Source organism: bacterium, from assembly GCA_030655055.1.
GTDB lineage: Bacteria > Edwardsbacteria > AC1 > AC1 > EtOH8 > UBA5202.
Map to the genome: position 1 here is coordinate 1 of JAURWH010000202.1, position 24,248 is coordinate 24,248.

The 24,248-nt window shown below is 58.3% G+C and carries 16 protein-coding genes; 14 read left to right on the forward strand and 2 right to left on the reverse strand.

The features are described 5' to 3' along the window. The 14 genes from Q7U71_09420 to Q7U71_09485 all read left to right on the forward strand — a co-directional run. The coding region (locus tag Q7U71_09420) for a branched-chain amino acid ABC transporter substrate-binding protein (protein ID MDO9391976.1) at positions 1-1,175 on the forward strand (1,175 nt) is incomplete at its 5' end. A gap of 118 nt (positions 1,176-1,293) precedes the next feature. Beyond that, positions 1,294-1,776, forward strand: coding sequence for an NADH-quinone oxidoreductase subunit B family protein (locus Q7U71_09425; protein MDO9391977.1), 483 nt, complete (start codon positions 1,294-1,296; stop codon positions 1,774-1,776). A 164-nt stretch (positions 1,777-1,940) separates the two neighbouring features. Next, a complete protein-coding gene (locus Q7U71_09430; GenBank protein MDO9391978.1) occupies positions 1,941-2,696 on the forward strand; it encodes a phosphate/phosphite/phosphonate ABC transporter substrate-binding protein in 756 nt (251 codons plus the stop codon). A gap of 38 nt (positions 2,697-2,734) precedes the next feature. After that, complete coding sequence (locus tag Q7U71_09435; protein MDO9391979.1) at positions 2,735-4,522, forward strand: molybdopterin-dependent oxidoreductase; 1,788 nt, start codon at positions 2,735-2,737, stop codon at positions 4,520-4,522. Between the two features lie 550 nt (positions 4,523-5,072). Beyond that, positions 5,073-7,034, forward strand: a complete 1,962-nt coding sequence (gene gatE / locus Q7U71_09440) for a Glu-tRNA(Gln) amidotransferase subunit GatE (GenBank protein MDO9391980.1) — start codon at positions 5,073-5,075, stop codon at positions 7,032-7,034. A gap of 24 nt (positions 7,035-7,058) precedes the next feature. Then, the gene (locus Q7U71_09445) at positions 7,059-7,712 is read left to right on the forward strand and encodes a class I SAM-dependent methyltransferase (protein ID MDO9391981.1); all 654 of its coding nucleotides are present in this window, start codon (positions 7,059-7,061) and stop codon (positions 7,710-7,712) included. Positions 7,713-7,832: 120 nt separating this feature from the next. Further along, on the forward strand, positions 7,833-9,218 hold the full coding sequence (gene gatD, locus Q7U71_09450) for a Glu-tRNA(Gln) amidotransferase subunit GatD (GenBank protein MDO9391982.1): 1,386 nt from the start codon (positions 7,833-7,835) through the stop codon (positions 9,216-9,218). 225 nt (positions 9,219-9,443) lie between these two features. Further along, positions 9,444-11,114, forward strand: coding sequence for a GAF domain-containing protein (locus Q7U71_09455; protein MDO9391983.1), 1,671 nt, complete (start codon positions 9,444-9,446; stop codon positions 11,112-11,114). Further along, a complete protein-coding gene (locus Q7U71_09460; protein MDO9391984.1) occupies positions 11,111-13,387 on the forward strand; it encodes a CHASE2 domain-containing protein in 2,277 nt (758 codons plus the stop codon). Before Q7U71_09455 ends, Q7U71_09460 begins: the two co-directional genes overlap by 4 nt. Positions 13,388-13,489: 102 nt before the next feature. Continuing rightward, on the forward strand, positions 13,490-14,743 hold the full coding sequence (locus tag Q7U71_09465; protein ID MDO9391985.1) for an MFS transporter: 1,254 nt from the start codon (positions 13,490-13,492) through the stop codon (positions 14,741-14,743). 308 nt (positions 14,744-15,051) lie between these two features. Beyond that, positions 15,052-15,801, forward strand: a complete 750-nt coding sequence (locus Q7U71_09470; GenBank protein MDO9391986.1) for a segregation/condensation protein A — start codon at positions 15,052-15,054, stop codon at positions 15,799-15,801. 73 nt (positions 15,802-15,874) lie between these two features. After that, positions 15,875-17,065: a peptidoglycan DD-metalloendopeptidase family protein gene (locus Q7U71_09475; GenBank protein MDO9391987.1), complete on the forward strand. Its 1,191-nt coding sequence runs from the start codon at positions 15,875-15,877 to the stop codon at positions 17,063-17,065. Beyond that, on the forward strand, positions 17,066-20,485 hold the full coding sequence (locus tag Q7U71_09480; protein ID MDO9391988.1) for a tetratricopeptide repeat protein: 3,420 nt from the start codon (positions 17,066-17,068) through the stop codon (positions 20,483-20,485). Between the two features lie 218 nt (positions 20,486-20,703). Beyond that, on the forward strand, positions 20,704-21,927 hold the full coding sequence (locus tag Q7U71_09485; protein ID MDO9391989.1) for a sigma-70 family RNA polymerase sigma factor: 1,224 nt from the start codon (positions 20,704-20,706) through the stop codon (positions 21,925-21,927). A 127-nt stretch (positions 21,928-22,054) separates the two neighbouring features. Here the strand turns inward: Q7U71_09485 and leuD are convergent, their stop codons facing one another. Next, a complete protein-coding gene (leuD, locus tag Q7U71_09490; GenBank protein ID MDO9391990.1) occupies positions 22,055-22,549 on the reverse strand; it encodes a 3-isopropylmalate dehydratase small subunit in 495 nt (164 codons plus the stop codon). A 2-nt stretch (positions 22,550-22,551) separates the two neighbouring features. After that, positions 22,552-23,991, reverse strand: a complete 1,440-nt coding sequence (locus tag Q7U71_09495; protein ID MDO9391991.1) for a 3-isopropylmalate dehydratase large subunit — start codon at positions 23,989-23,991, stop codon at positions 22,552-22,554. Positions 23,992-24,248 lie beyond the last annotated feature (257 nt).

Below are 24,248 nucleotides of genomic sequence, written 5' to 3' on the forward strand. Positions count from 1 at the left end.
AATGGACAGATAAAATGAAAAAGACGACAACAATTCTCTTAACGGCAGGCATCCTGGCATCGCTGGTGTTCTCCGGATGCGGGCCGGGAGGACAGCAGATCAAGATCGGGGTGGCCGGGCCCCTGACCGGCGAGCAGGGCAAGGCCGGGCAGGATCTGCTGCACGGGGTGCAGCTGGCGGTCTCGGAGTGCAACGCCCGGGGCGGGGTGCTGGGCAAGCGGGTGGTGATCATCGCCGGGGACGACCGGGCCGACGAGAAGGAAGCCAATGCCATCGCCCAGCGTTTGTGTGACCAGGGGGTGGCCGGAGTGGTGGGGCACTACAACAGCCACTGCTCCATCGCCGGCAGCCGGATCTACAACCAGAGGATGATCCCCCAGATCACGCCTTCGTCCACCAACCCCAAGTTCACCCAGCAGGGGTTTGACAATGTGTTCCGGACCTGCGGCCGCGACGACCAGCAGGGCAGGATAGCCGCCGACTACGCCTTCAACGTCATGAAGGTCAAGAAAGTGGCCATCTTCTCCGACGGCACCACCTACGGGCTGGGGCTGGCCGAGGAGTTCAAAAAATCAATTTTGCTGAACAACAAACCCAAGAAGGTGGAAGTGACCATAGTGGCCGAAGCCCAGATCCCGGTGATCACCGAAGGCAAAGCTCCGGACTACGGTCCGCTGCTGGATCCCCTGATCAGCTACCAGCCCGACCTGATCTATTTCGGCGGCAGTTACCCCGAAGGGGCCATGCTGATCCGGCAGGTCAAGGAACGCCGGCTGGCGGCGGCCTTCATGTCCGGCGATGCCATCGCCAATTCGGAGCTGATCAAGCGGGGCGGGGTGGCCACCGAGGGAATATACTTCACCTTCGGTCCGGCGGTGGAGGACATGCCCCAGGCCGGCAGGTTCTACGATTCCTTCAAGGCCCGCTACGGCGAGCTTGGGCCCTACTCGGTCTACGCCTACGATGCGGCCACCGTGCTGCTGAAGAGCATAGAGCTGGCCGGGACCACCAGCGGGGATTCCCTGGTCAAGGTGATCCATTCCGCCAAATTCGCCGGGGCCATGGGCGAGCTGGAGTTTGACGGGAACGGGGACATCAAGGCCGCGCCCTATGTGCTGTGGACGGTGAAGGGCGGGGAGTTCGGGCCGGTCAAGGCGGAAGTACAGGTACAATAGCCACCAAGGTACAAAGGCACCAAGGGTTAATGAATTTGTGTCTTGGTGTCACTTCGGCAGGCTCAGTGCACCGCTTAGCGGTAAACTATTTTGATATTATAAGAATAAGAGTAAAAAGATGTTTCTGAAAAAACTTTGCGCCAAGGCCTTCCCCAAGTCGCTGTGGATCTATCACGTCAACACCGGGTCCTGCAACGGATGCGACATCGAGATCGTGGATGTGATCACCCCCTACTACGACGCCGAGCGCTTTGGCATCAAGCTGGCCGGAAGCCCCCGCCATGCCGACATCATGCTGGTGTCCGGGCCGGTGACCCGGCAGGCCCTGCCGTCATTAAAGCGGGCCTACGAGGCCATCCCCGACCCCAAGATCGTGATCGTGGTGGGCTCCTGCGGGGCCGGCGGCAACCTGTGGTTCGACACCTACAACGTCACCGGCGGGGTGGACAAGGTGATCCCGGTCAACTACTACATCCCGGGCTGCCCGCCCCGGCCCGAGGCCATACTCTACGGGGTGGCGGTGGCCCTGGGGCTGGCCCCCAAGAAGGTCAAAGCCGAAGAATCGGTGGAAGGCCCGATAAGGGAGGGGATGTGGAAATGACGAGACCAAAATCAACCCTTCGACACTGCTCAGGGCAAGAAAGCAAAAATCAAAATAATCCGTTCACTTGGGGGCTGATTTTTCTGCTTTCGTCATTCTGCCTTCTGCTTTTTGCCGGTTGTGGAAACATTTCCCGGGGCAGCCTCAGCCAGGAAGCGGTAAAGATGGCGGTGCTGCCGGCCTATTCCACCGCTTTGACCAGCCAAAAATATCTGCCACTGCTTAACTACCTCTCCCGGGAGACCGGTTACGAGGTCCAGTACATATGGGGCCAGAGCTACTCCGGGCTGGGCGCCGCCATCGAGACCTCGGGGGCGGACTTCGTGATCTGCGATCCGCTGGCCTATCTGACCCTGCAAAAGACCCACCGGGCAAAGCTGCTGGTGATCAGCGTGGGGGAGGACGGCCGGACCGAGGCGCCGGGAATGATATTCGTTCCGCAAGGTTCACAGATCACTGATCCCCGGTCCCTGAAAGGGAAGCTGGTGGCCTGCGCCTCCATGCAGTCTTCCGAGGGATTCATATCCCAGGCCGTTTACCTGAGGTCCCTGGGGCTTTTGGCCGGGCGGGATTACCGCCTGCTGGTCTGCGGCACCATGGACGAAGTGGTCAAGAAAGTTGCAGCTGGCAAGGCCCAGGCAGGTTTCGGCGGAACAGGAATTCTGGACCAGTTGATGGCCGAAAAGCTGGTCTCCCTGGCCAGCACCGATCCAGTGCCAGGCTGGCTGTGCCTGAGCCTGAAGGGCGACAATTACGAGGTGGAAGAAAAACTGACCCAGGCCTTCTTAAGGCTCGGCCTGGAAAATACAGAGCATAAAAAACTGCTGGAAGGTCTGGGATACAATGGTTTTGCCATTTCCCAAGGGACCGGTCTGAAGGGGCTGGCGGAAATGGCCCGGAGCCTTAACGTCCCGTTTTAAATTGATCCTAATACTCCGACCAATAACATAAAGATGATATGAAACAGACCTTTACCATTTGCCCCCATTGCGGCTGCGGCTGCGGCCTTTATCTGGTTCAGCAGGATGGCCGGACCGGAGGAGTGACCGCCAGCCAGGAGCACTATTTTTCGGCCGGACAGCTTTGCGCCCGGGGCTGGACCGGTTACCAGTTGTTATGGTCGCCGCTCCGGATAAAGACCCCGCTCTATAAAAAGAACGGCGGTCTGGCTCCCATCGGCTACGACAAGGGATTGGAGGCCGCGGCCAAGAAGCTTAAGTCCATCAAGGAAAAGCACGGTCCCCAGAGCATCGGGGTCATCGCCTCCTCGCGGCTGACGGTGGAGGAAGCCCAGGCCCTGCGCTCGTTCGCCAAAGACATCCTGGAAACTCCCAATTGCGACAGCGCTGCCCGGCTGGGTTACCTGGCGATGGAGTTTTCTAAAACAGCCGCCTCCACTGACATTGCCGGAGCCGACCTGATCCTGGTGCTGGGCGCAAACCTGATGGAAGAGAACCCCATGCTGGGGGCCAGGGTGGTCTCGGCCTGCAAGCCGGAGGCCGACCGGCCCTATCAGTCGGCCGACCTGAGCCACGTCATTGCCGGCCAGCCCGCCCGGCTGGCGGTGATGGACAGCCGCAAAAGCGCGCTGGCCGATGCGGCGGAATTGTTCCTGAAGACCGTTCCCGGCAATGAGGCCGGGGCGCTGCTGTCCCTGCTTAAAGTATTGATTGAAAAATACCAGCTGGAATCCAAGGATCCGGCTTTCCGCAAGGTCAAGGAAGCCTTGGCCAAGATGACCTGGGAGAACCTGCTGTCCAACACCGGACTGGTGCTGCCGGGTCTGGAGCAGCTGGGGGCCATGATCGCCTCCGCCAAGGCTCCGCTTTTGATATTCGGGCGCAGCCTGTTCACCGGGCACGATGCGGCGGCGGCCCGCTCAGCCCTGACCGGCCTGTCGCTGCTGCTGCCGGAAAAACTTTCGGTGCTTCAGTCTGCCGCCGCCGCCAACGACTGGGGATGCGCCCGGATATTGGGCCCGGACAAGGGACAAGGCTATCTGGAGATGATGGAATCGCTGGTCTCCGGGAAAATAAAAGCCCTGGTGCTGGTGGGCGAGGATCCCCTGAAGACGCTGGGCGGAAAAGAGGGGGTGGCCCAGGCCCTGGCCCAGGCCGAGCTGGTGGTGGCCTTCGATCATTTTGTCTCCGAGAGCCATCAGTACGCCGAAGCGGTATTCCCGCTGGCCCTGTCCTTTGAAAAGGAAGGCTCATTCTGCAACCTGGACGGAAAACGGCAGAAATTCGAGCAGGCCCTCAAACCGGATTTTGATATCAAGTCACTGGAAGAGTCATTAAAGACCATGGCTTCGGTGATCGGCGGAAAACTGGATCCCAGGGACGAGTTCAACCTGCCGGCCAAGACCGGGTGGGACGCGGCCTTCGATCTATCCAAGGCGGCCCCCCAGGGCTTTGTGCTGGAACTGGGCACGGCCTATCCCCATCTTTACGGGGACGACCAGCTGACCTTCAACAGCTGTCACCTGACCCGGGAATTTGCCGGCGGCTTTGTGGAACTGCATCCCGAAAACATCAAGGAACTAGGGGTCAGGGCGGGATGGAAGGTCAAGGTCACTTCTGCGGCCGGAAGCCTGGTGGCCACGGCCCGGGCCAATCCCGATCTGGTCAAAAAGACCGCCTTCATGCCGGTTCACTTCGGCGGCAACCTGCTGGCCCCGGCCAAGCCCAACCATCAGTTGAAGACCCCGCAGCTTAGGGGCATAGCGGTCAAGATAGAAAAGACCTGAGACATCGGTTGCCACAGGCTTCCGGTCTTGAAACATAACCACCGGCAACAGTTTTATCATTTGGTGCGGGCAGCTGCAAAGGCAAGCCTGTCCGCACCGTTTCTATACCCCGAAGGGAACCAGGTATTATTCCTGGTTGACAGAAGGGATTATTTGTATTATCCTTATGATTCGTAATGACAAGATGGTGTACCAAGGAAACATGGATTTCACTCAGGTATGTTCTTTTTCTTTTTTGTGCCGCCAACTAAGAAAAAGAACCAAAAAGAAAAAAGCTCGTCGCAAAATACTATCCGGGCCACGCTTAAGCTAAAGCTTCAGCGGGCTCGCGTTGCGCTTCTCGCTGACGGCGGGCTTGTCTGAACTCGGGCTTTTGCCAAGCCCTCAAACAGGCGCAGACAAGCTTTTAACCGCCGTCAACTGCGATGCTCACTGATAGTATTTAACGCGACAACCAGGGTTGGTCCCGGTCGATCAACGAATTCCCTGAGATAATTGGACAATCATTTGGTTCATCTATAAATCATCATTAAGCTAAATAAACATTTCCATGAGCTCAAAGTTAAATCCGCAGGACAACTACCGGGCCACCCTGGCCTCCACCGGCTATGTCCCGATCAAACAGGCCACCCAGGCCACCTACGACGCCATCGGCTTCATGTCGGGGCTGGAGGTGCACCAGCAGCTTCTGACAGACCAGAAGCTGTTCTGCCGCTGCCCGGCCGGACGTTTTCAGAAATCAGATGACTACGATGCCGAGATCGTCCGCCACATGCGGCCCACCCTGTCGGAGCTGGGGGAATACGACGGCACCGCCCTGATGGAATTCCGGACCCGGAAGAACATCGTCTACCGCATCAAGAGCCCCACCGCCTGCACCTACGAGGTGGACGACACCCCGCCATTTCCCCTGAACCGCCAGGCGCTGGAGATCGCCATCGAGATCGCCCTGCTGTCCAAGCTGAACCTGGTGGGCGAGGTCCACATCGCCCGCAAGCAGTACCTGGACGGCAGCATCCCCACCGGGTTCCAGCGCACCGCCATCATCGGGGTGGAGGGCTCGATCCCGCTGAAGCAAAAGAAGGTCCGCCTGATCCAGCTTTCGCTGGAGGAGGACTCCTGCCGCGAGGTCTCGGACATCGGACACCTCCGGATCTACCGCACCGACCGGCTGGGGATGCCGCTGATAGAGACCGTGACCTATCCCGACATGAAGAACCCGGATGAGGTGAAGGAGGCCTGCGACTACATCCGCTTTTTGAACCGCAGCACCGGCAAGGTCCGCACCGGCATCGGGGCGGCCCGCCAGGACGTCAACGTCTCCTGCACCGGCGGCACCCGGGTGGAGATGAAGGGGGTCTCCCACACCAAGTGGATACCGCTTTTGACCCACAATGAATGCTTCCGACAGTGGGCCCTGCTGAAGATCCGAGACCTGCTCAAGGACAGGGTGAAACAGCCCAAGGACTGGAAGATGGCTTCCGAGCCGCTGAAACCCCTATCCGGAAAGCTGGAGAGCCCACGGGCCAGGGAGCTTTTCAGCAACGGGAACAAGGTGATGGCGGTGAACCTGCCGGGATTCCACGGCATCCTGTCGCATTTCACCCAGCCGGGCAAATGCTTCGCCGACGATTTCTCGGAACGGCTGAAGGTGATCGCCTGCATCGAGAAACCGAACATGACCAGCTCCGAATCCCTGGATCCCATGCTTTCGGACAAGGACTGGGACCAGGTCCGCACCCTGCTTCGATCCTCTGACGGCGACGCCCAGCTGGTCTTCTGGGGCCCGGAGGCGGACATCAAGACCGGCCTGGAGACCATCGACGAGCGCTGCCGGCTGGCCTTTACCGGGGTGCCCAACGAGACCAGAAAAGTATTTGAGGACGGGAGCACCATATTTGAGCGGGTGCTGCCCGGGGCCGACCGGATGTACCCTGACACCGATTCCAAGCCCATCCCGCTGGAGGACGCCCGGATAGAGGAGATCAGGAGGATGGTGCCCAGCGAGGTGGCCGACCGCTACCGTCAGTTAAAGGACTGGGGCGTGCCGGAGGATTGCTACACCTACCTCTTCGTCCGGAACCTGTATCCGGTGATAGAGAAGATAGTCAAAGAGCTGGGGCAGGATCCCAAGACCATGGGCGGCATTTTCGGGCAACTATTGAAGAACATCGAGGGGCACTACCAGAGATCGCCGGATTTCTCGTACGACCGCATCTATGACCTGTACAAATACGTGAAGGATAGCAAGCTGGATGCCGAGATCGTCAAAACCATGCTTCCGGTGGTGTACCAGTATCCCAAGATGGACTTTGACTCGGTGCTGGTGAACCTTGAATTCAAGCGGTTCTCCAAGGATGAGGTTGTTTCCAAGATCCCGTTCCTGAAAGATAAATACAAGAGCATCAAAACCTCGAAACTTCCGGCATCAGAGAAGCACTGGATCATGGGACAACTGAGAAAAATGGCAGTAGGGAATGTCACACTATCAACACTGATAGATTTAATATAGAGGCAATGTAATTTGTGTCTAAGTATGAAAAACAGCTGGGAGAAATACTGGTCTAATTCCACAAATCATGAGTGGTGGAAAAAACCGGCAAAGGAAGTCGTTGAGTTTGTTTCTTGTTTGGATAATGACGAATATAAAAATACGCTCGATCTAGGTTGCGGCCTGGGCCGTCACTCAATACTCTTTGCAAAAGCCGGTTTTTCAGTTTACGCCATCGATAAATCATCGGAAGCTATTGTACGGCTAAATGAATGGGCAAGCCAAGAGAATTGCAGCATACATTCCGAATGTTGCGATATATTTGATAATAGGCTTGACGGGCAATGCTTTGATATAGTTCTTTCATACAATGTGATCTACCACGGCTATATAGATGATTTTCAGAGGGCTGTTAAACGAGTTCATGAATTGCTAAGGAGCGGCGGGAAGTTCTTTTTTACTTGTCCGACAAGGGATGACGGGAAATACGGTTTTGGGGAAAAAGTGGCAGAACATACTTACCTATGCACCAAATCGGTTACTCCTGGCGATATTCATTACTTCGCGGATAAAAATTCCATTGCTGGAATGCTGAAGGGATATGATATCGAGAAGATTGTGAAAGATGAAGGAACTTGGTTAAACTCAGGGAAAGAACAATTCTATTCAAATTGGATAATAACGGCGGTAAAGTCATAGATACAGAATAAACAAAAAAGCACATTCAATTTAAAAATTAATGAACTGTTTGGCTACAGCAAGCAAAAACGGTAGTATGCCGTAATGCACCTAACAATTAAAACTAAAAATCAGACCAGAATGACAGAAGACATCTTCCAAGGTTACAAGGGCGGGGGGCTGGAGGTCCTCAAGAAATACAACGTCCGGGTGTGGGGCCAGGCCGAGGTGCTTACCAGCCGCGGGCCCTTCAAGGGCACGGTACTGCCCCGGTCGGAGAGCGACGACGACCAGCACATAGTGCTGAAGATCGCCACCGGCTATAACGTGGGCATCGACATCAAGACCATCACCGGAATGACCGAGACCGGCTACAAAAAAGCCAACTACAAGATCCCGGAGAAGGAGTTCCCCATTACCCCGGGCCTGCCCAGGGTCAAACTGCTGGGGACCGGGGGCACCATCGCCAGCCGGCTGGACTACCGCACCGGCGCGGTGATCCCGGCCTTCACCCCGGGCGAGCTTTACGGCGCGGTGCCGGAGCTGGCCGACATCTGCAATTTGACCACCGATAAGCTGTTCGCGGTCTTTTCCGAGAACATGGGGCCGGAGCAGTACAAGAAGCTGGCGGTGGCCATCGGCAAGGAAATCGAGAACGGTATCGACGGCATCGTGATCGGCCACGGCACCGACACTCTGCACTACACCGCGGCCGCTCTGACCTACATGGTCCAGAACCCCCCGGTACCGATCGTTTTGGTGGGCTCGCAGCGCTCCTCCGACCGCCCCAGCTCCGACGCCGCCTTGAACCTGATGCACGCCACCACCGCCGCCGGGCACGGGGACATCGCCGAGGTGATGGTCTGCATGTTCGGCCCCACCTCCGACGAATACGGCTTTCTGCACCGGGGCACCCGGGTCCGCAAGATGCATTCCTCCTACCGTTCCACCTTCCGCACCATCGGGGACACCCCGCTGGCCACAGTTACCCGCCAGGGGGTCAAGCCCATCAAGCAGGATTACCATCCCCGGCGCAAGGACCGCCAGGTCAAGATCATGCCCTACTTTGAGGAGAAGATAGGAATGATCTACTATTACACCAACATGCAGCCGGACATGATAGATTCCATGGTGGACAGCGGCTACAAGGGGATCATCATCATCGGCACCGGATTGGGGCACGTCAACAAGCCGCTGTACCCGGCCATCGAACGGGCGGTGGCCAAGGGGGTCCACATCTTCATGACGGTGCAGACATTGTGGGGCTACGTCCACATGTTCGTCTATGACACCGGGCGCGATCTGATGGCCCAGGGAGTGGTGCCCCTGGAGAACATGCTTCCCGAAGCCGCTTACATCAAGCTGGGCTGGGTGCTGGGGCAGACCCAGGACCGTGAGGAAGTAAACCGGATGATGCTGGCGCCGGTCAGCGACGAGATTACCCCCCGGGAGCCTTACAACGGTTACCTGATCTACCAGGGCGGGGTGCCCGAGGTGGAGGAGTTCATCAAAAAGGTGCATAAGTAATAAACAGGAAAATTTTTGTTTTCACAATAAATTATTACGATCAACAGACTTACTTTATTCCTTTCCCGCAAGGGAAGGGAATTTTTCATTACCCCCAAACCGCCGAAAAATATCTTCAATAAAGTCCTTGCTTAAAACAGCTTATTGATATAAAATATACTGTTAGACTCCGTAACTACGTCCGCATAAAATCCCAAAAATATACCCCAAACAAGGAGGTATCCCATGCCGCCAGCCAGGAAAAAGTCAGGGCTTTTGCCGGCCCGGTCCGCCAGGGCCGCCCTGCTGCCCACCGCCAAGAGCGAGCTCTCCAGCCTTAAGATGAAGCTCAAGGTGCTGCAGAGGGTCAACGAGATCGCCGCCAGCACCTTCGACGTCCAGCCATTGCTGGACCGGGCCATGGACCTGGTGACCGAGATCGCGCCTTCCGAGGCCGGCTCTCTGCTTCTTTTGTCCTCCGATCGCACCTATTTGAAATTCTCCATCGTCAAGGGGCCGGCCTCCCACAAGCTGGAGGGGCTGGAGATCCCCATCGGGCAGGGCATTGCCGGCTGGGTGGCCAAGACCGGGATCCCGCTGACGGTCAACGACGTCCAGAACGAGCCCAAGTGGAAGAAGGAGATCGCCGACAACGTGGAGTTCCCCACCCGGAGCATCCTCTGCGTGCCCTTGAAATCCAGGGCCGAGGTCATCGGGGTGGTGGAGCTGATCAACAAGCTGCGGGGCGAGGATTACAACGACGACGACCTGGAGATCATTGAACTCCTGGGCGCCCATCTTTCCACCCTGATCGAGAACAGCCGGCTCTATTCCGAGGCCCGGGAGAAGGTGGAGAGGATCACCGCCATGGCCGAGACCAGCGCCCTGATCTCCTCGTCACTGGATGTCAAACGCGTCTTGGAGACCGTGATGAACGTGGCCAAGGACGTGATCGACGCCGAAGCCTCCTCCATCTTCCTGTATGACGAGGAGAAGCACGAGTTCTTCTTTGAGATCGCCACCGGCGACGCCGGCGACGCGGTCAAGCAGATCAGGGTGCCCTGGGGCAAGGGGATGGTGGGCTGGGCGGCCGAGCACATGCAGACCCTGCTGGTCCCCGACGTCACCAAGGACCCCCGGTTCTATTCCAAGGTGGATGAGAAATCAAAGTTCCAGACCCGCAATGCCATCACCGTTCCCTTAAAGCCCAAGAACAAGCTGATCGGGGTGGCCCAGGTGCTTAACAAGAAAGGCGGGCTGTTCACCCGCGAGGACGTGGAGCTGTTCGAAACTTTGGCCCGCCAGGCGGCGGTGGCCATCGAGAACGCCAGCCTGTACACCGACCTCCAGGAGCTGTTCCTGAACTCCATCCGGACCGTGGTCAGCCTGATCGACGCCAAGGACGACTACACCGCCGGCCATTCCTCCCGGGTCACCAAGTATTCCATGATGATCGCCGACCAGCTGGGCTTTTCACCGGAGGACCGCAAGCGGCTGGAGCTGGCGGCCCTGCTCCACGACGTGGGCAAGATCGGGATGCCGGACGCCATCTTAAAGAAGCCTTCGGGGCTGACCCCTGAGGAGTTCGCCATCGTCAAGGACCACCCCAACAAGGGGGCCGAGGCGCTGGAGCCCATCAAGCAGATGAAGGACATCATCCCCGGGGTGAGGCACCACCACGAGAAGCTGGACGGACGGGGCTACCCGGCCGGGCTGGCCGGCGACCAAGTGCCGATGGACGCCCAGATCATCTGCGTGGGGGATTCCTACGACGCCATGAACTCCGACCGTCCCTACCGCAAGGGTTTGGGGATGGAGGAATCGGTCAAACGCCTGCGCCAGGACAGCGGGACCCAGTTCAATCCGGCCCTGGTGGAGGCTTTCGTCAAAGCTTTGGAGAAGGAGGCTAAGAAATGAGCGAGGCCAATCGCAGCAAGAAATCAGTGGGAGCCCTGGTGGGGATCGGGGTGGTGGCCGCGGTGCTGGCCATATCATACTTGGTACCGGGGCTTTTCCAGGGTATGGAGAACAAGAGCTACGATCTGCGTTACCGCCTGCGGGTGGGTCAGACCAACGAGCAGGACATTGAGGACGTGGTGATTGTGGACATAGACGATGCCTCGCTTTACCAACTGGGCCGTTTCCAAAACTGGCCCCGGCTTTACCATGCTAAAGTGGCCGATTACCTGGCCCAGGGCGGGGCCTCCGCGGTGGCTTTCGACATCTTTTTCGTGGAGAGCGACAGCTTGAAGCCGGACATGGTCCAGCTTTACCAGGATACCAAGGGGGAGCAGATCCGGGAAAAACTATTACAGAATAAACCCTTCAAACAGGCAGCCGAAAAAACGCCGGAGCTGATCAGCGCGGTGCTGGAGAGCTGGGGATACGACCAGGATTTCGGGGCCGTGACGGCCCAAGCCGGCATAGCATACTTTCCCTTCTACTTTACCACCGGCAAACTGAAGGACAGCTCGGACCTGACGGCCCGGAACTGGTCCTATGTGCTGCCTCCGGCGGTCACCGAAAAATACCAGTACATCAAATCCCAGAGCGATCTTTACCAGGTGGGGCAGATGACCGCGCCGATACCGGTGCTGCTGGGATCGGCCCGGGGAACAGGGTACTACAACATCGAGCCCGATGACGACGGGGTGGCCAGGAGACAGCCGTTGTTTCTATCCCTGGGCGACCGCTCTTATCCCTCGATGGACTTTCAGATAGTACTGGACAAGCTGGGGGTCAAGAAGGAAGACGTCACCGTGGAACTGGGCAAGTACATCAAGGCCGGTGACAAGCTTAATATCCCGGTGGATAAGGATGGGCGGACTCTGATCACCTATTTCGGACAGTTCAAAAAATTCCGCTACATCTCCTATTCCGATGTGCTGACCGAGCAGGTGCCGGCCGAATATTTCAAGGACAAGATAGTAATAGTCGGCGCCACCGCCGCCGGCCTGATGGACCTGCGGGTGGTGCCGTTCTCCAACGTCTTTCCCGGCCCGGAGATCCACGCCAACATCATGCAGACACTGCTGACCGGAAAATTCGTTCAAGTTGTTCCCTGGCACATTCAGCTGATCATCCTGGTGCTGATCGGGCTGTTGACGGTGTTCGTCTCCCTGCGCTTCAAGCCGCTGGTGGCGGGGCTGATCTTGTTCGGAATGGTGATAGTTTATTTCGTCACTGCCACCGTAATGTTCGACAAATCGCTGATCTGGGTGGAGATGGTGAGGCCCCTGGCGGTGGTGCTGTTCACCAACATGGCCATCCTGGGCTACCGCTACCTGACCGAGGAAAAGCAGAAGGTCTGGATCAAGAATATGTTCCAGGGCTACATGTCCAAGGACCTGGTGGACAAGATCATGGCCAACCCCGAGATGCTGCTGATGGGCGGCGACAAGAAGGAGGTCACCGTCTTCTTCTCGGACATCAAGGGCTTCTCCTCGTTCTCCGAAAAACTGGGAACCCCGGAGCGGCTGATCGCCCTGATCAACGAATACCTGGGGGCCATGTCCGACGTGGTGCTGGAATACGGCGGGTACATCAGCAAGTACGAGGGCGACGCCATCATGGCCTTCTGGGGCGCCCCCACCGACGATCCCAAGCACGCCGAGACCGCCATCAAGTGCGTCTGGGCCATGAACCAGCGCCTGCAGACCCTGAACGCCGACCTGGCCAAGCGCAGCATGCCCAATCTTTTCACCCGGTTCGGGTTGAACACCGGCCTGGTGACCGTGGGCAACGTGGGCTCGGAAAAGAAGAAGAGCTACACCGCCATGGGCGACTCCATCAACCTGGGCTCGCGGCTGGAGGGGGCCAACAAGGAATACGGCACGGCCATCATGATGTCCGAATTCACCTACGCCAAGGTCAAGGGCCTGTACCCGGTGCGGGAGCTGGACATGCTGAGGGTGGTGGGCAAGGAGCAGCCGGTAAGGGTCTACGAACTGCTGGGGATTTCCGAGGCCGATGTCAGCGAAAAGAAAAAGAAGGCGGTGGAGATCTACCTGAAGGGCCTGGAGCTCTATCGTTCCAAGCAGTGGGACCAGGCCGAGGCCGTCTTCCGGCAGGCTTTGGAAGTTGATCCCGAAGACGGGCCCAGCCAGACCTACATCGACCGCTGCGAGGACTTCAAGGTGCTGCCGCCGCCGGAGAACTGGGACGGCGTGTTCGTGATGAAGACGAAATAGGTTCCGTTAACATTTATAGCCCAGCCCTTCCTCCTACGCTAAAGCTACGGCGGATAAATAAGGGCTGGGCTATAAAGAACGTTCATATCAATTTAATAATTAATGACCAATAACGCCCGGGCTTACGACGTACTTAAAATAGCCGACTTCCGGAAATTCATGGCCGGCCGGTTCTTTGTGGTCGTCTCCATCCAGATGGTGTCGGTGATCGTGGGCTGGCAGGTCTACGAGCTGACCCGCGACCCGCTGGCCCTGGGGATGATAGGTCTGGCCGAGGCCCTGGCCTTCTTTTCGGTGGCCCTGTTCGGCGGGCATTACGCCGACAGCCACGACCGCCAGCGGACCATGGCCGTCACCTCTGCCCTGTTGACCCTGTGCGCCGGGACATTGCTGTGGCTTTCCTGGTGCTGCGGTGTCCTTCTTACCAGAACAACCCTTCCGATCTACGGCGTGATCGCCCTGATGGGGTTGATCCGGGCCTACCTGGCGCCATCCACCATGGCCCTATCGGCCCAGATCGTCCCCCGCGAGCTTTACGCCAGGATGTCGGCCTACAACAGCCTGGTGTTCCAGATCGGGGCGGTGGGCGGCCCCGCCATGGCGGGGCTGATCTACGGATTCTTCGGGGTGCGGGCGGCCTACGCCACCGCCCTGGCCATGGGGATCATCGGCTCGGCCGCGGTGTTCCTGATCAAGTCGCAGGGGGTGCCCCGCCGTAACATGGAGGAGCCGGTGATGACCAGCCTGGCCAGCGGAGTGAAGTTCGTTTTCGGAAATCCCATAGTTCTGCCGGCGATGAGCCTGGATATGTTCGCGGTGCTGTTCGGCGGCGCCACCGCCATGCTGCCGATGGTGGCCGACACCATTTTGCACGTCGGGCCCAAGGGGCTGGGCTTCTTAAGAGCGGCCCCGGCCGCCGGGGCGGCTATCATGGCTTTAACCCTGGCCCACCGGCCCCCGTTGCATAATGCGGGGAAGAAACTGCTGTGGGTGGTGGCCGGCTTCGGGGCCTGCATGATGATCTTCGCTCTGTCCCGTAATTTCTGGCTGTCGATGGCGGCCCTGGCCCTCTCCGGCGCGGTGGACAACATCAGCGTGGTGATCCGCCAGACCATCGTCCAGCTTTACACCCCGGACCAGATGCGGGGGCGGGTGTCGGCAGTCAACAGCGTGTTCATAGGCTCCTCCAACGAGATCGGGTCCTTCGAGTCCGGGGTGGTGGCCAAGCTGATGGGTCTGGTGCCTTCGCTGGTGTTCAATAGCGGGATGACATTTGTCGTCGCGGGAGTGGTGGCCTGGGCGGCGCCGAAGCTGAGGAAACTGGACCTGAGTCAGCATATGGAACAGAAAGAATAATTCTGTCACGGAGGCACAGAGACACTGAGCATATTAATATTGTTTAGCACAAGGGAATAGTTGTATTATTAACCAGGTCACTTAATTTGAATCATAGCACTCTAAGGAAAACGAATTTATTTTATAAGGAAGCCAGGAAAGCAGGAATCAATCCTGGTTCCCACAGTTTAATATTCATGGCTTCATGGATTCCTAATAAAAAATGTTAATTATTTATTGACCCCATTAATATTAAGCCCTCTGTGCCTCTGAGTCTCTGTGGCGATCTGGGGTAAAATCTAAATACCAAAAGGAGCAGATATACTTAAATGGCCAACCAACCCTACCAAGTAAAACTGGAAATATTTGAAGGTCCTTTGGACCTTCTGCTATACCTCATCAAACAGCAGGAGGTGGACATCTACGACATCCCCATCTCCAGCATCACCCAGCAGTATCTGGAATACATAGACATCATGAAGTCGCTGGACCTGGACATCGCCGGGGAGTTCCTGGTGATGGCCGCCACCCTGATCAAGGTCAAGTCCAAGATGCTGCTGCCGCGGCACGAGGAGCTGGAGGGGCCGGAGGCCGAGGACCCGCGGCGGGACCTGGTGCAGCAGCTGCTGGAATACAAGAAATTCAAGGAAGCGGCCAGCCGGCTGGAGGAGCGCGAGGACCATCAGCGGCTGATGTACCCCCGGCCCAAGGGCGCCTTTGAAAAGCAGGATGATGCGCCGGCCGAGCCCCCCAAGCCCGAGGTGGGTCTGATCGACCTGCTGCAGGCCTTCCGCCAGGTGGTGGAGCGGATCGACAAGGTCAAGCTTTACCAGATAGTGGGCGAGGACATCACCATCGAGGAGCGTCTGGATTACGTGCTGAAGGAGATCACCGAGAAAAAACGGATGAAGTTCTTTGACCTGTTCGCCGGGGAGACCAGGAAACTGGTGATGGTGGTCACCTTCTTCGCCCTGCTGGAGCTGATCCGGCTGGGCCATGTCACCGTCACCCAGGAAGGGCTGTACGGGGAGATCCTGATCTGCAAGGTGGAGGCCAACGGCCAGCTGGCTTTGGGATGAGGAAAGCGGCATTACATGATGAGGGTCCCGGCTTGGGAAAATCAGGATATTTCAGGGAAGCATTTGTGATCTGATGCACTTTGGACGAACCAAACATATCATTCTCATCCTGGCCTTGCTCTGGTCCGGCTTCTTTTCCCCGGCCTTAAGCCAGGAGACGGACTCCCAGGAAGGCCAGCTCAAGGCCATCCGCCAGAAGCTGGCCGAGGCCCGGGAGCGGGCCCAGGAACTGAAGGGCCAGGAGAAGAACATTCTGGGCCAGATGGAACGGATGGCCGAGCAGATCAACCTGACCCGCCAGGTGCTGAACGCCCTGAGGGAAAAGGAGGCCCGGCTCAATTCCGAGGTCAGGAAACTGGACGGCCAGATGCTGAAGGCCGAATCCCAGATGGGCCGGCGCCAGGCCCTGATGGAGACCCGGGTCCGGCAGATGTACAAGCAGGGCAGGCTCTACGAATGGGAGGTGCTGGTGACCCGGGCCAGCTTCGCCGACATCGTCAAACGCTACAAATACCTCCGGCTGTTCTCGCTCCAGGACCGGAGGCTCTATGACACCATCAAGGAGGAGCGGACCCAGATATCCCGGGACAAGGCCGACCGCCAGGAACGGCTGATCACCCTGGCCCAGGTGAAGGGCGAGACCGAGCTGGAGATGGCCAACCTTAAGGAGGACGAGCAGCAGCAGAAAAAACTGCTGGACAAGGTCCGCCAGGAGAAGGCCTCCAAGGAAGCTTTGGTAAAAGAGCTGGCGGCGGCCGCCAAAAAACTGCAGAACCTGATCGACGATCTGGAACGGCAGCGCAAGGCCGAGCTCCAGAAACGCCGGAAGACGGTTCCGGCCCCCGGCACCACCGTGCTGGAACGCAAGCAGGGCGGCCTGTTGTGGCCGGCCGAGGGCAGGCTTTATTCCAGCTTCGGGCTTAAGAAGCACTCCAAGTACAACACCTACATCCAGAACAACGGCATCGACATCTATTCCTCCTACGGCTCGACGGTGGTGGCGGTGGCCGCGGGCAAGGTGGTCTACGCCGAGCGGTTCCTGGGTTACGGCAACGTCATCCTGGTGGACCACGACGGCGGATATTACACCTTATACGGCAACCTGACCGACATGCTGGTCTTCACCGGCTCGTCAGTGGCCGAGGGCCAGGTGATAGCCAAGGTGGGCGGCAGCGTGGACGGGCCGATCATGCACTTTGAGGTCCGCAAGGGCGGCAAGCCGGTGGACCCGGTCCAATGGCTTAAAAGAAAAAAGGGGAGCTAAGTGAACAAGTGCCGGAAATGCGGGTTTGAGAACCCGGACAACATGAAATTCTGCGGGGACTGCGGGACCCGGCTGGAACAGGAGTCCTCCCAGCTGCAGGCCGAGCGCCGGACGGTGGTGATTCTGTTCGGGGACATCGCCGGATATACCGCCATGTCGGAAAAGATGGACCCGGAACAGGTCCGGGACATCCTGAACAAATGCTTTGCCCGGGTGGCCGAGATCGTCAAAAAATACGAGGGGACCATCGACAAATACGTGGGCGACGAGGTGATGGCCCTGTTCGGCGTCCCGGTGGCCCACGAGAACGACGCCGAGCGGGCCCTGCGCTCGGCCCTGGAGATCAAGGAGGCCTTTAAGGACCTGAGCCGGCAGACGGGGCTGGAGCTGGCCATGCGCCAGGGCCTGAACATAGGGGAGGTGGTCACCGGCTCGGTGGGCGGCGACAAGCAGTCCGCCCACACCGTGATCGGGGACGCGGTCAACGTGGCCTCCCGGCTGGAGAGCCTGGCCCAGCCCGGCGAGATCGCCGTCTCCGAGGAGCTGGCCTGGATGGGCAAGCACGTCTTTGACTTCAGCGACCTGGGCGAGCACCAGATGAAGGGCAAGGCCGAGACCGTCCACGCCTACCGGCTGGAAAAAGTGCTGGCCGAACGGGGCAAGGTCCGGGGCATCGGCGGCCTGTGGTCGCCGATGGTGGGCCGGGACCGGGAGCTGAAGGCCCTGATGGACGCCTACGAAACCGCCATCCGGGAGAAGAAGCCCCGGGCGGTCTTCGTGATCGCCGATCCGGGCGGGGGAAAATCGCGGCTGCTGCAGGAGTTCACCTCTGCGCTCAAGGAGCGGGCCGTCCGGCAGAAGGCGGATTTCGGGCTGGCCTTCGGGCGTTGCCTGCCTTTTGGCGGGGCCAGCCTGGGCCCGGTGATAGACATGCTGCGGGGGGTGTTCGGGATCAAGGAGAACGAGGAGCCCCAGGCCATGAGGGACAAGATCAGCGCCGTGTCCGCCCGCCATTTCGGGGACCGGCAGGTGGGGCTGTTCGGTCCGGCCCGGGTCTTTAACGTGATGCTGGGCCTGGATCCCCAGGAATCCCTGGGCCAGAATCTCAGCGCCGAACAGCTGCAGAAGCAGATCAAGCTGGTGCTGGTGGAATTCTGCGGGCTGATGGCCGCCCAGGCCCCGCTGGTGGTGGTGGTGGAGGACCTGCACTGGGCCGACGAGCTTTCGCTGGAAGTTTTGGAATACATCATCAATTACCACCGCGACCTGCCCATTTTGTTCCTGGGGCTGACCCGGCCTCCCACCCAGGAAGGGGCCCGGGCCGCGGCCATGGCCCAGCGTCTGGTGGCCCACGGGACGGGGATCAACCTGCACCTGGCCGAACTGAAGCCGGAGGACGTCCGCCAGATAATCCACTCCATGCTGGAGATCGAGGAGCTGCCGGCGGCGGTCAAGGAAAAGATAGTGGAATACGCCGGGGGCAACCCGCTGTTCGTGGAGGAGATCATCCGTTACCTGATAGACCAGGGCCTGCTGCTGCCGGCCGAAGGCTACTGGAAGGCTTCCGGCGGGATCGGCGAGGCGGTGATCCCCAACACCCTGCAGGCCCTGCTGCTTTCCCGGATAGACCAGCTGCCCTCGGCCCAGAAATCCATCATCCAGCACGCGGCGGTGGTGGGCAAGATCTTCTGGGAGCAGCTGGTGTCCGAGTTGATGGACAAGGAGATCTCGGGCGGCCTGGCCGACCTGACCCTGAGGGACATGATCCGCCGCAGCCTGCAGTCCAGCCTGAGCGACGACATCGAATACATCTTCAAGCACATCCTGGTGCAGGAGGCGGCCTACAACACCATCCTCAAGAAATTCCGGATCAACCTCCACGCCAAGGTGGTCAGGCTGATCGAGGAAAAGTATCCGGTGCTGATCGACCAGTACGCCGACCTGCTGGCCTACCACGCCGAGCGGTCGGAGGACCGGGAAAAGAACATCCAGTACTCCATACTGGCCGGAGACAAGAACCGCAAGCTTCACGCCAACCAGCAGGCCCGTGATTTCTACCGCCGGGCGCTCAAGCTGATGGAGGGCGACCCGGCCCTGAAGGCCGAGTGCTTTGAGACCGGCATCAAGCTGGCCGACATCTGCTCCTCGCTAGGGGACAACGACGAGGCCATAGGCCTGCTCAACAGCTACCTGGCCTGCACCGAAGCCCCGGAGCAGGAAGCCATGCTGTTCCGCAAGATCGGCGAGAACTACCAGCGCAAGAGCAAATACGACCAGTCGCTGCAGCATCTGGAGCGGGCGGTGGCCAAGCTCAGCGCCGATCCCAATTCGCTGGAGATGTTCAACATCTTCCGGGAGATGGCCTGGGTCTATTATCTTAAAGGACAGCTGGACCGGGCCAATCATTTTGTGGCCGGGGCGGTCAGGATCCTGGACAGCCTCAAGGGGCTGGAACCGGCCAGGGCGGAACGGGCCCGTTCGGCGGCCTGCAACCTGCTGGCCATCTTTGAAGCCCGGGAGGGCAAGTACGAACATGCCATCGGCCACCACCTGCAGCAGATCGAGATCCTGAAAAAACAGGAGAGCACCGCCAGCCTGGGGGCGCCTTATAATAATCTGGGAACGGTCTACTGGTCCCAGGGCGACATCCCCAGGGCCCTGGAATACCTGGAGAAATCCATGGAGATGGCCGAGAAGACCGGGGAGCTCCTGTCCGTCGCCATCTCCTGCAACAACCTGGGCGGGATCTACCTGGACCTCAATTACCCGGAGAAGGCCCAAAAATACTTTGAGCGGTATCTGGACATCAACGCCCGGATCGCCAACCGCTTGGGCGACGCTTACGGCCACTCCGGGATGGGACGGCTGTACAAGGCCCAGGGCCGGCTGCAAAAAGCGGTGGAGGAATTCCAGGTCTCGCTGGAAGTGGCCCGGGAGGTGCAGAGCCGGACCCTGGAAGCCAGCGCCCTGTATAACTTAAGCGATGCCTACTGCCTGCTGAAGGATCTGGACCGTTCCCTGGAGCTTTTCAACCAGGCCCAGGAAGCGATGAAGCAGACCGGGGCCAAGGGATCGGACGGCAACCCGCTGCTGGAAAGCCGGCTGCTGCTGGCCCAGGCCGGGAAGGCCGAAGGCGGAAGCAAAACTGAGCTGCTGCAAAAAGCCAGGCAGGTCCTGCTGGGGCAGCTGCAGGGCGGCGGCTTCTCCGACGACGAGGAAAAGCCGTTCGAGGCCTACCACCTGCTGGCGGTGACCGAGATGCTCCTGGGCGAAAGAAGTGAAGCCGCCCGGCACTCCCAAAAAGCGTCCGAGCTGATCTGCAAGTTCTGCGGCCAGCTGGATGATGAGATGCAGTCCAATTACAAGGCCAAAGCGGAGATCTGCGAGATATTGGATCTCGGTAAGAAGCTGGGGGCATGAGATAGTAGCAGCTCTTTCACAAGGGATCCAGGAAAACAGGAAATGAAACAGAGAAAACCAGGGATGACATTTAAAAGCCCCCCGCCACACTTCGACTAAGCTCAGTGTCCGGCGGGGGGCTTTTAAACTAATTTCATGATCAAGTAAAATATTTGTTGAAATATCCGAACCTTTATGTTTTATGGGTGTTTATGTTTGTAACTAAAGGAGAAACCGGGTTGATAAAAGACAGCAGGGACGAAGAGTTGGTCTTAGAGGCCCAGAACGGAGACGTTTTAGCCTTTGCCGAACTGGTCAGACGCCATCAAAGGGCGGTCAAGAAGGACCTGTCTTATTCCTTCGGCCTGGCCGGTGAAGCGGACGATATAGCCCAGGAGGCGTTTTTAAGAGCCTATCAAAAGCTGTATCTGCTGAAGCCGCCTCACAATTTCCGGGCCTGGGTGCAAAAGATAGCCGCCAACATGGCCCGCAACCAGATGATCAGGGGTCCCCGTTTTGTCACCCTCGAACATTCCGAAGCCCTTGAGACGGCCGTTTCGGAAGGGGATGATGGGGAAAGCGATCTGACGGCCAGGATCGGTCCGGTGCTGCAGGCTCTGGCCGGTCTTTCCGCACCGCTGCGGGAGACCACCAGGCTATTTTACCTGAACCGGTTTTCTCAAACACAAATAGCCCAACGGCTGGATGTCCCGATTGGTACAGTCAAGCGCAGGCTTTGGGACAGCCGGTTGCAAATGAGAAAGGAGATCAAAATGAACGGAAAAGGCAGAACTGCGGAAGCATTGGCCGCCGCTCCCAAAATAACGATCCGGGACCTGCCGGGGGAAATTCTGGAAATTAAGACCAAGGGGCCGGGCCTGTACTTCGGATCAATCCTGGAAGAAGGCCGATCGGAGACCTGTGCTTTTTTTGACTATCCCGGTGGCATTCCCACATCAACCGTGCAAACCAAGGTGGTCAGAAAGGTGGAGATGCTGGGCCGGCAGTGTTATGAAGTGTTGGTGGAGCATTCCAACTGCGAACCGCCGGAGTCCAACGAACTGAATTATTTTGAAGAGGGCGAAAATGAATTTCGCTGGCTTATGAGCGTAGGCGCCGATGGAGCATATCCCGGGGTCAGGTTTTTAAAGGAGGATGAGGAGGCCTTCCCCAAGATATTCAAAACCGGAGAAAACGAAGGTTATTCGGCCCGGGCGGTGGATCTGACGGTGGGAGAAGTCAAATATGGCAAGTGCCTGGCCGTGTTCTGGTCGTGGCAGGACGGCACCCCGGCCGAAAATATCTATACTGCGGAAGGGCGGGAGGTGCTGCACCGGCGTTATGTAGGTCCCCAGGCCAAACCGTCGCGCAATTATGACCATTCCAAATTGAACGGGGATTCCTCAAAAGTATTCCGGGGACAGGAATACAGACTTTGGTATGATACGGTCCTGATGAACTAAAAATGCCCATCAGAAAGCCCCCCGCCACACTTCGACTAAGCTCAGTGTCCGGCAGGGGGCTTTTTTGTTCTTTTAGATTACCAAAGTGTTTTCGCGACTTTTAGTGTCCTTTAGTGGGAAAGCTATCCTATTTCTTTCCGTCCATGATCATCTTCTTGGTGTAGGGTATCAGTCCTCCGGCATCGATGATGGCCTGGCGGGCTTTGGGCAGGGGAACGATGTCAAAGCTCTTGCCGGTGGTCTTGTTGACCACCTTGTTATTCTCGATCACCAGCTCATCGCCCTCGCTGGCCTCGATGTTGGGGCAGATCACCATGTACAGCCCGACGTTGATGGAGTTCTGGAGGAATATCCGGGAGAAGTTCTTGGCGATCACCTTCAGGCCCCAGCCCACCAGGCAGGAGGCGGCCTGTTCCCGCGAGGAGCCGCAGCCGAAATTCTTGTCGGCCACGATGAAACTGCCGGGCTCGATCTGCTTGGCCTTGAGCTTTTTGTTGAACTCCAGGTCGTCCACGAAGGCGAACTGGGGGGTCTCGGTGGGCAGCACCGTGGCCATGAAGCGGCCGGGATAGATGATGTCGGTGGAGATATCGGCGCCCAATTTCAATACTACTTTACCCATTGTTATTTCCTCCCTTTCTTGGTGACACCCCGAGCCTGTCGAGGGGCAGTTTTCTTGGCTATTTTCACGGCCTTCTTGGCTGGCTTCTTGGCAGCAATTATTTTCTTAGCTTTAGACTTTTTTGGTTTCGCACCCTGAGCTTGTCGAAGGGTGCTCACTACCGTGCGGGGGTCGGTGATCTCTCCCGTTATGGCCGAAGCCGCGGCGGTGGCCGCCGAGCAGAGGTAGACCTCGGCGTTGGGGTTGCCCATCCGTCCCTTGAAGTTCCGGTTGGTGGTGGCCAAAGCCTTGTCGCCGTCGGCCAAAGCGCCCTGGTGCACGCCCAGGCAGGGGCCGCAGCCGGAGTTCATCACCACCGCGCCGGACTGCATGAAGGTCTCCACATAGCCCTTCTTCAAGGCCTGCTGGTAGATCCTGGTGGAGGCAGGGAACACCAGCATCCGGACGCTGCGGGCCACTTTCTTGCCCTTGAGGATGGAAGCCGCGATGGCCAGGTCGTCCAGCCGGCCGTTGGTGCAGGAGCCGATCACGATCTGCTGGATCTTGATGCCGCGGGCGGCGCCCACCGGCTTGACGTTGTCCACGGTGTGGGGGAAGGCGATCTGGGGCTCCAGCTTGGAGGCGTCGATCTCCACCACCTGTTCGTAGGCCGCATCGGCATCCGGCCCGAACAATTCGGGGATGTTCTTGACCCCGGCTTCCTGCTTCAAATAGCGCACGGTCTCGGCGTCAGGCGGGACGATGCCGCCGGTGGCCCCGGCCTCCACCGTCATGTTGCAGAGCACCAGCCGGCCGGAGGTGGACATCTTCTTTATGGTCTCGCCGTGGAACTCGATCACCTTGAAGTTTGCTCCCTCGGCGGTAAGCTTGCCGATCAGGTTCAGGATTATGTCCTTGGGCTCGACGTATTTCGGCAGCACCCCGTTGACCACCACCTTGATGGTCCCCGGCACTTCCACGTTCAGGATCTTTCCCAGGGCCCAGACCGCGGCCATTTCGGTGGCCCCGATGCCAAAGGAGAAGGCTCCCAGCGCCCCGTGTGACGTGGTGTGGCTGTCGGTGCCCACCAGGACCAAACCCGGCAGCACGTAGCCGTTCTCGGGCAGTATCTGGTGACAGATCCCGCCCTCGTCGCCCCGGATGTCGTGGAATTTGGTGATGCCCTGCTTGGCCACGAACTCGCGGATCTTCTTCTGGTTTCCGGCGGTCTTGGAGCTTTCGGCCGGCACCCGGTGGTCAAAGATGATGGCGATGCGGGACGGGTCCCACACCTTGGCCTCGATCCCGGTGCCCTGGTAGATGTCCGAGAACTGGTTGATCACCAGCGCGCCGTTCTCGTGGGACATGGCCAGGCTGACCTTGGGCTCGACCACGTCGTTCACCTTGACGGATGCCTGGCCGGTGGCCTTGGCCAGGATCTTTTGAACCATTGTCATTCCCATAACTTTCTCCTAAATAAGTGATATTTATATTCGTGCTAAAATTGCATATTTAGTTTTCGTAAGTTTGTGCCATTAGTATCGACAGACCACAGTTCATATTTTAAAGGCTGATCGGGCCAGTTGTCTGCATACATAAACAATAGCGTCTTGTCATGGTTATAGAAATGTGGTTGTATTGCATAATGACCAAGGTTTGTTATTTTATGAGATTTACGATTTAAATAATTCATAATATAAATGTCATACTGATAGCACTT

Bases quoted from the DNA above. Each gene is read 5' to 3' on its own strand.
- Q7U71_09435 (MDO9391979.1), top strand. From the start codon at position 2,735: ATGAAACAGACCTTTACCATTTGCCCCCATTGCGGCTGCGGCTGCGGC.
- gatD (MDO9391982.1), top strand. From the start codon at position 7,833: ATGACAGAAGACATCTTCCAAGGTTACAAGGGCGGGGGGCTGGAGGTC.
- Q7U71_09465 (MDO9391985.1), top strand. From the start codon at position 13,490: ATGACCAATAACGCCCGGGCTTACGACGTACTTAAAATAGCCGACTTC.
- Q7U71_09495 (MDO9391991.1), bottom strand. From the start codon at position 23,991: ATGGGAATGACAATGGTTCAAAAGATCCTGGCCAAGGCCACCGGCCAG.
- leuD (MDO9391990.1), bottom strand. From the start codon at position 22,549: ATGGGTAAAGTAGTATTGAAATTGGGCGCCGATATCTCCACCGACATC.
- Q7U71_09470 (MDO9391986.1), top strand. From the start codon at position 15,052: ATGGCCAACCAACCCTACCAAGTAAAACTGGAAATATTTGAAGGTCCT.
- Q7U71_09460 (MDO9391984.1), top strand. From the start codon at position 11,111: ATGAGCGAGGCCAATCGCAGCAAGAAATCAGTGGGAGCCCTGGTGGGG.
- gatE (MDO9391980.1), top strand. From the start codon at position 5,073: ATGAGCTCAAAGTTAAATCCGCAGGACAACTACCGGGCCACCCTGGCC.
- Q7U71_09430 (MDO9391978.1), top strand. From the start codon at position 1,941: ATGGCGGTGCTGCCGGCCTATTCCACCGCTTTGACCAGCCAAAAATAT.
- Q7U71_09455 (MDO9391983.1), top strand. From the start codon at position 9,444: ATGCCGCCAGCCAGGAAAAAGTCAGGGCTTTTGCCGGCCCGGTCCGCC.
- Q7U71_09445 (MDO9391981.1), top strand. From the start codon at position 7,059: ATGAAAAACAGCTGGGAGAAATACTGGTCTAATTCCACAAATCATGAG.
- Q7U71_09475 (MDO9391987.1), top strand. From the start codon at position 15,875: ATGCACTTTGGACGAACCAAACATATCATTCTCATCCTGGCCTTGCTC.
- Q7U71_09425 (MDO9391977.1), top strand. From the start codon at position 1,294: ATGTTTCTGAAAAAACTTTGCGCCAAGGCCTTCCCCAAGTCGCTGTGG.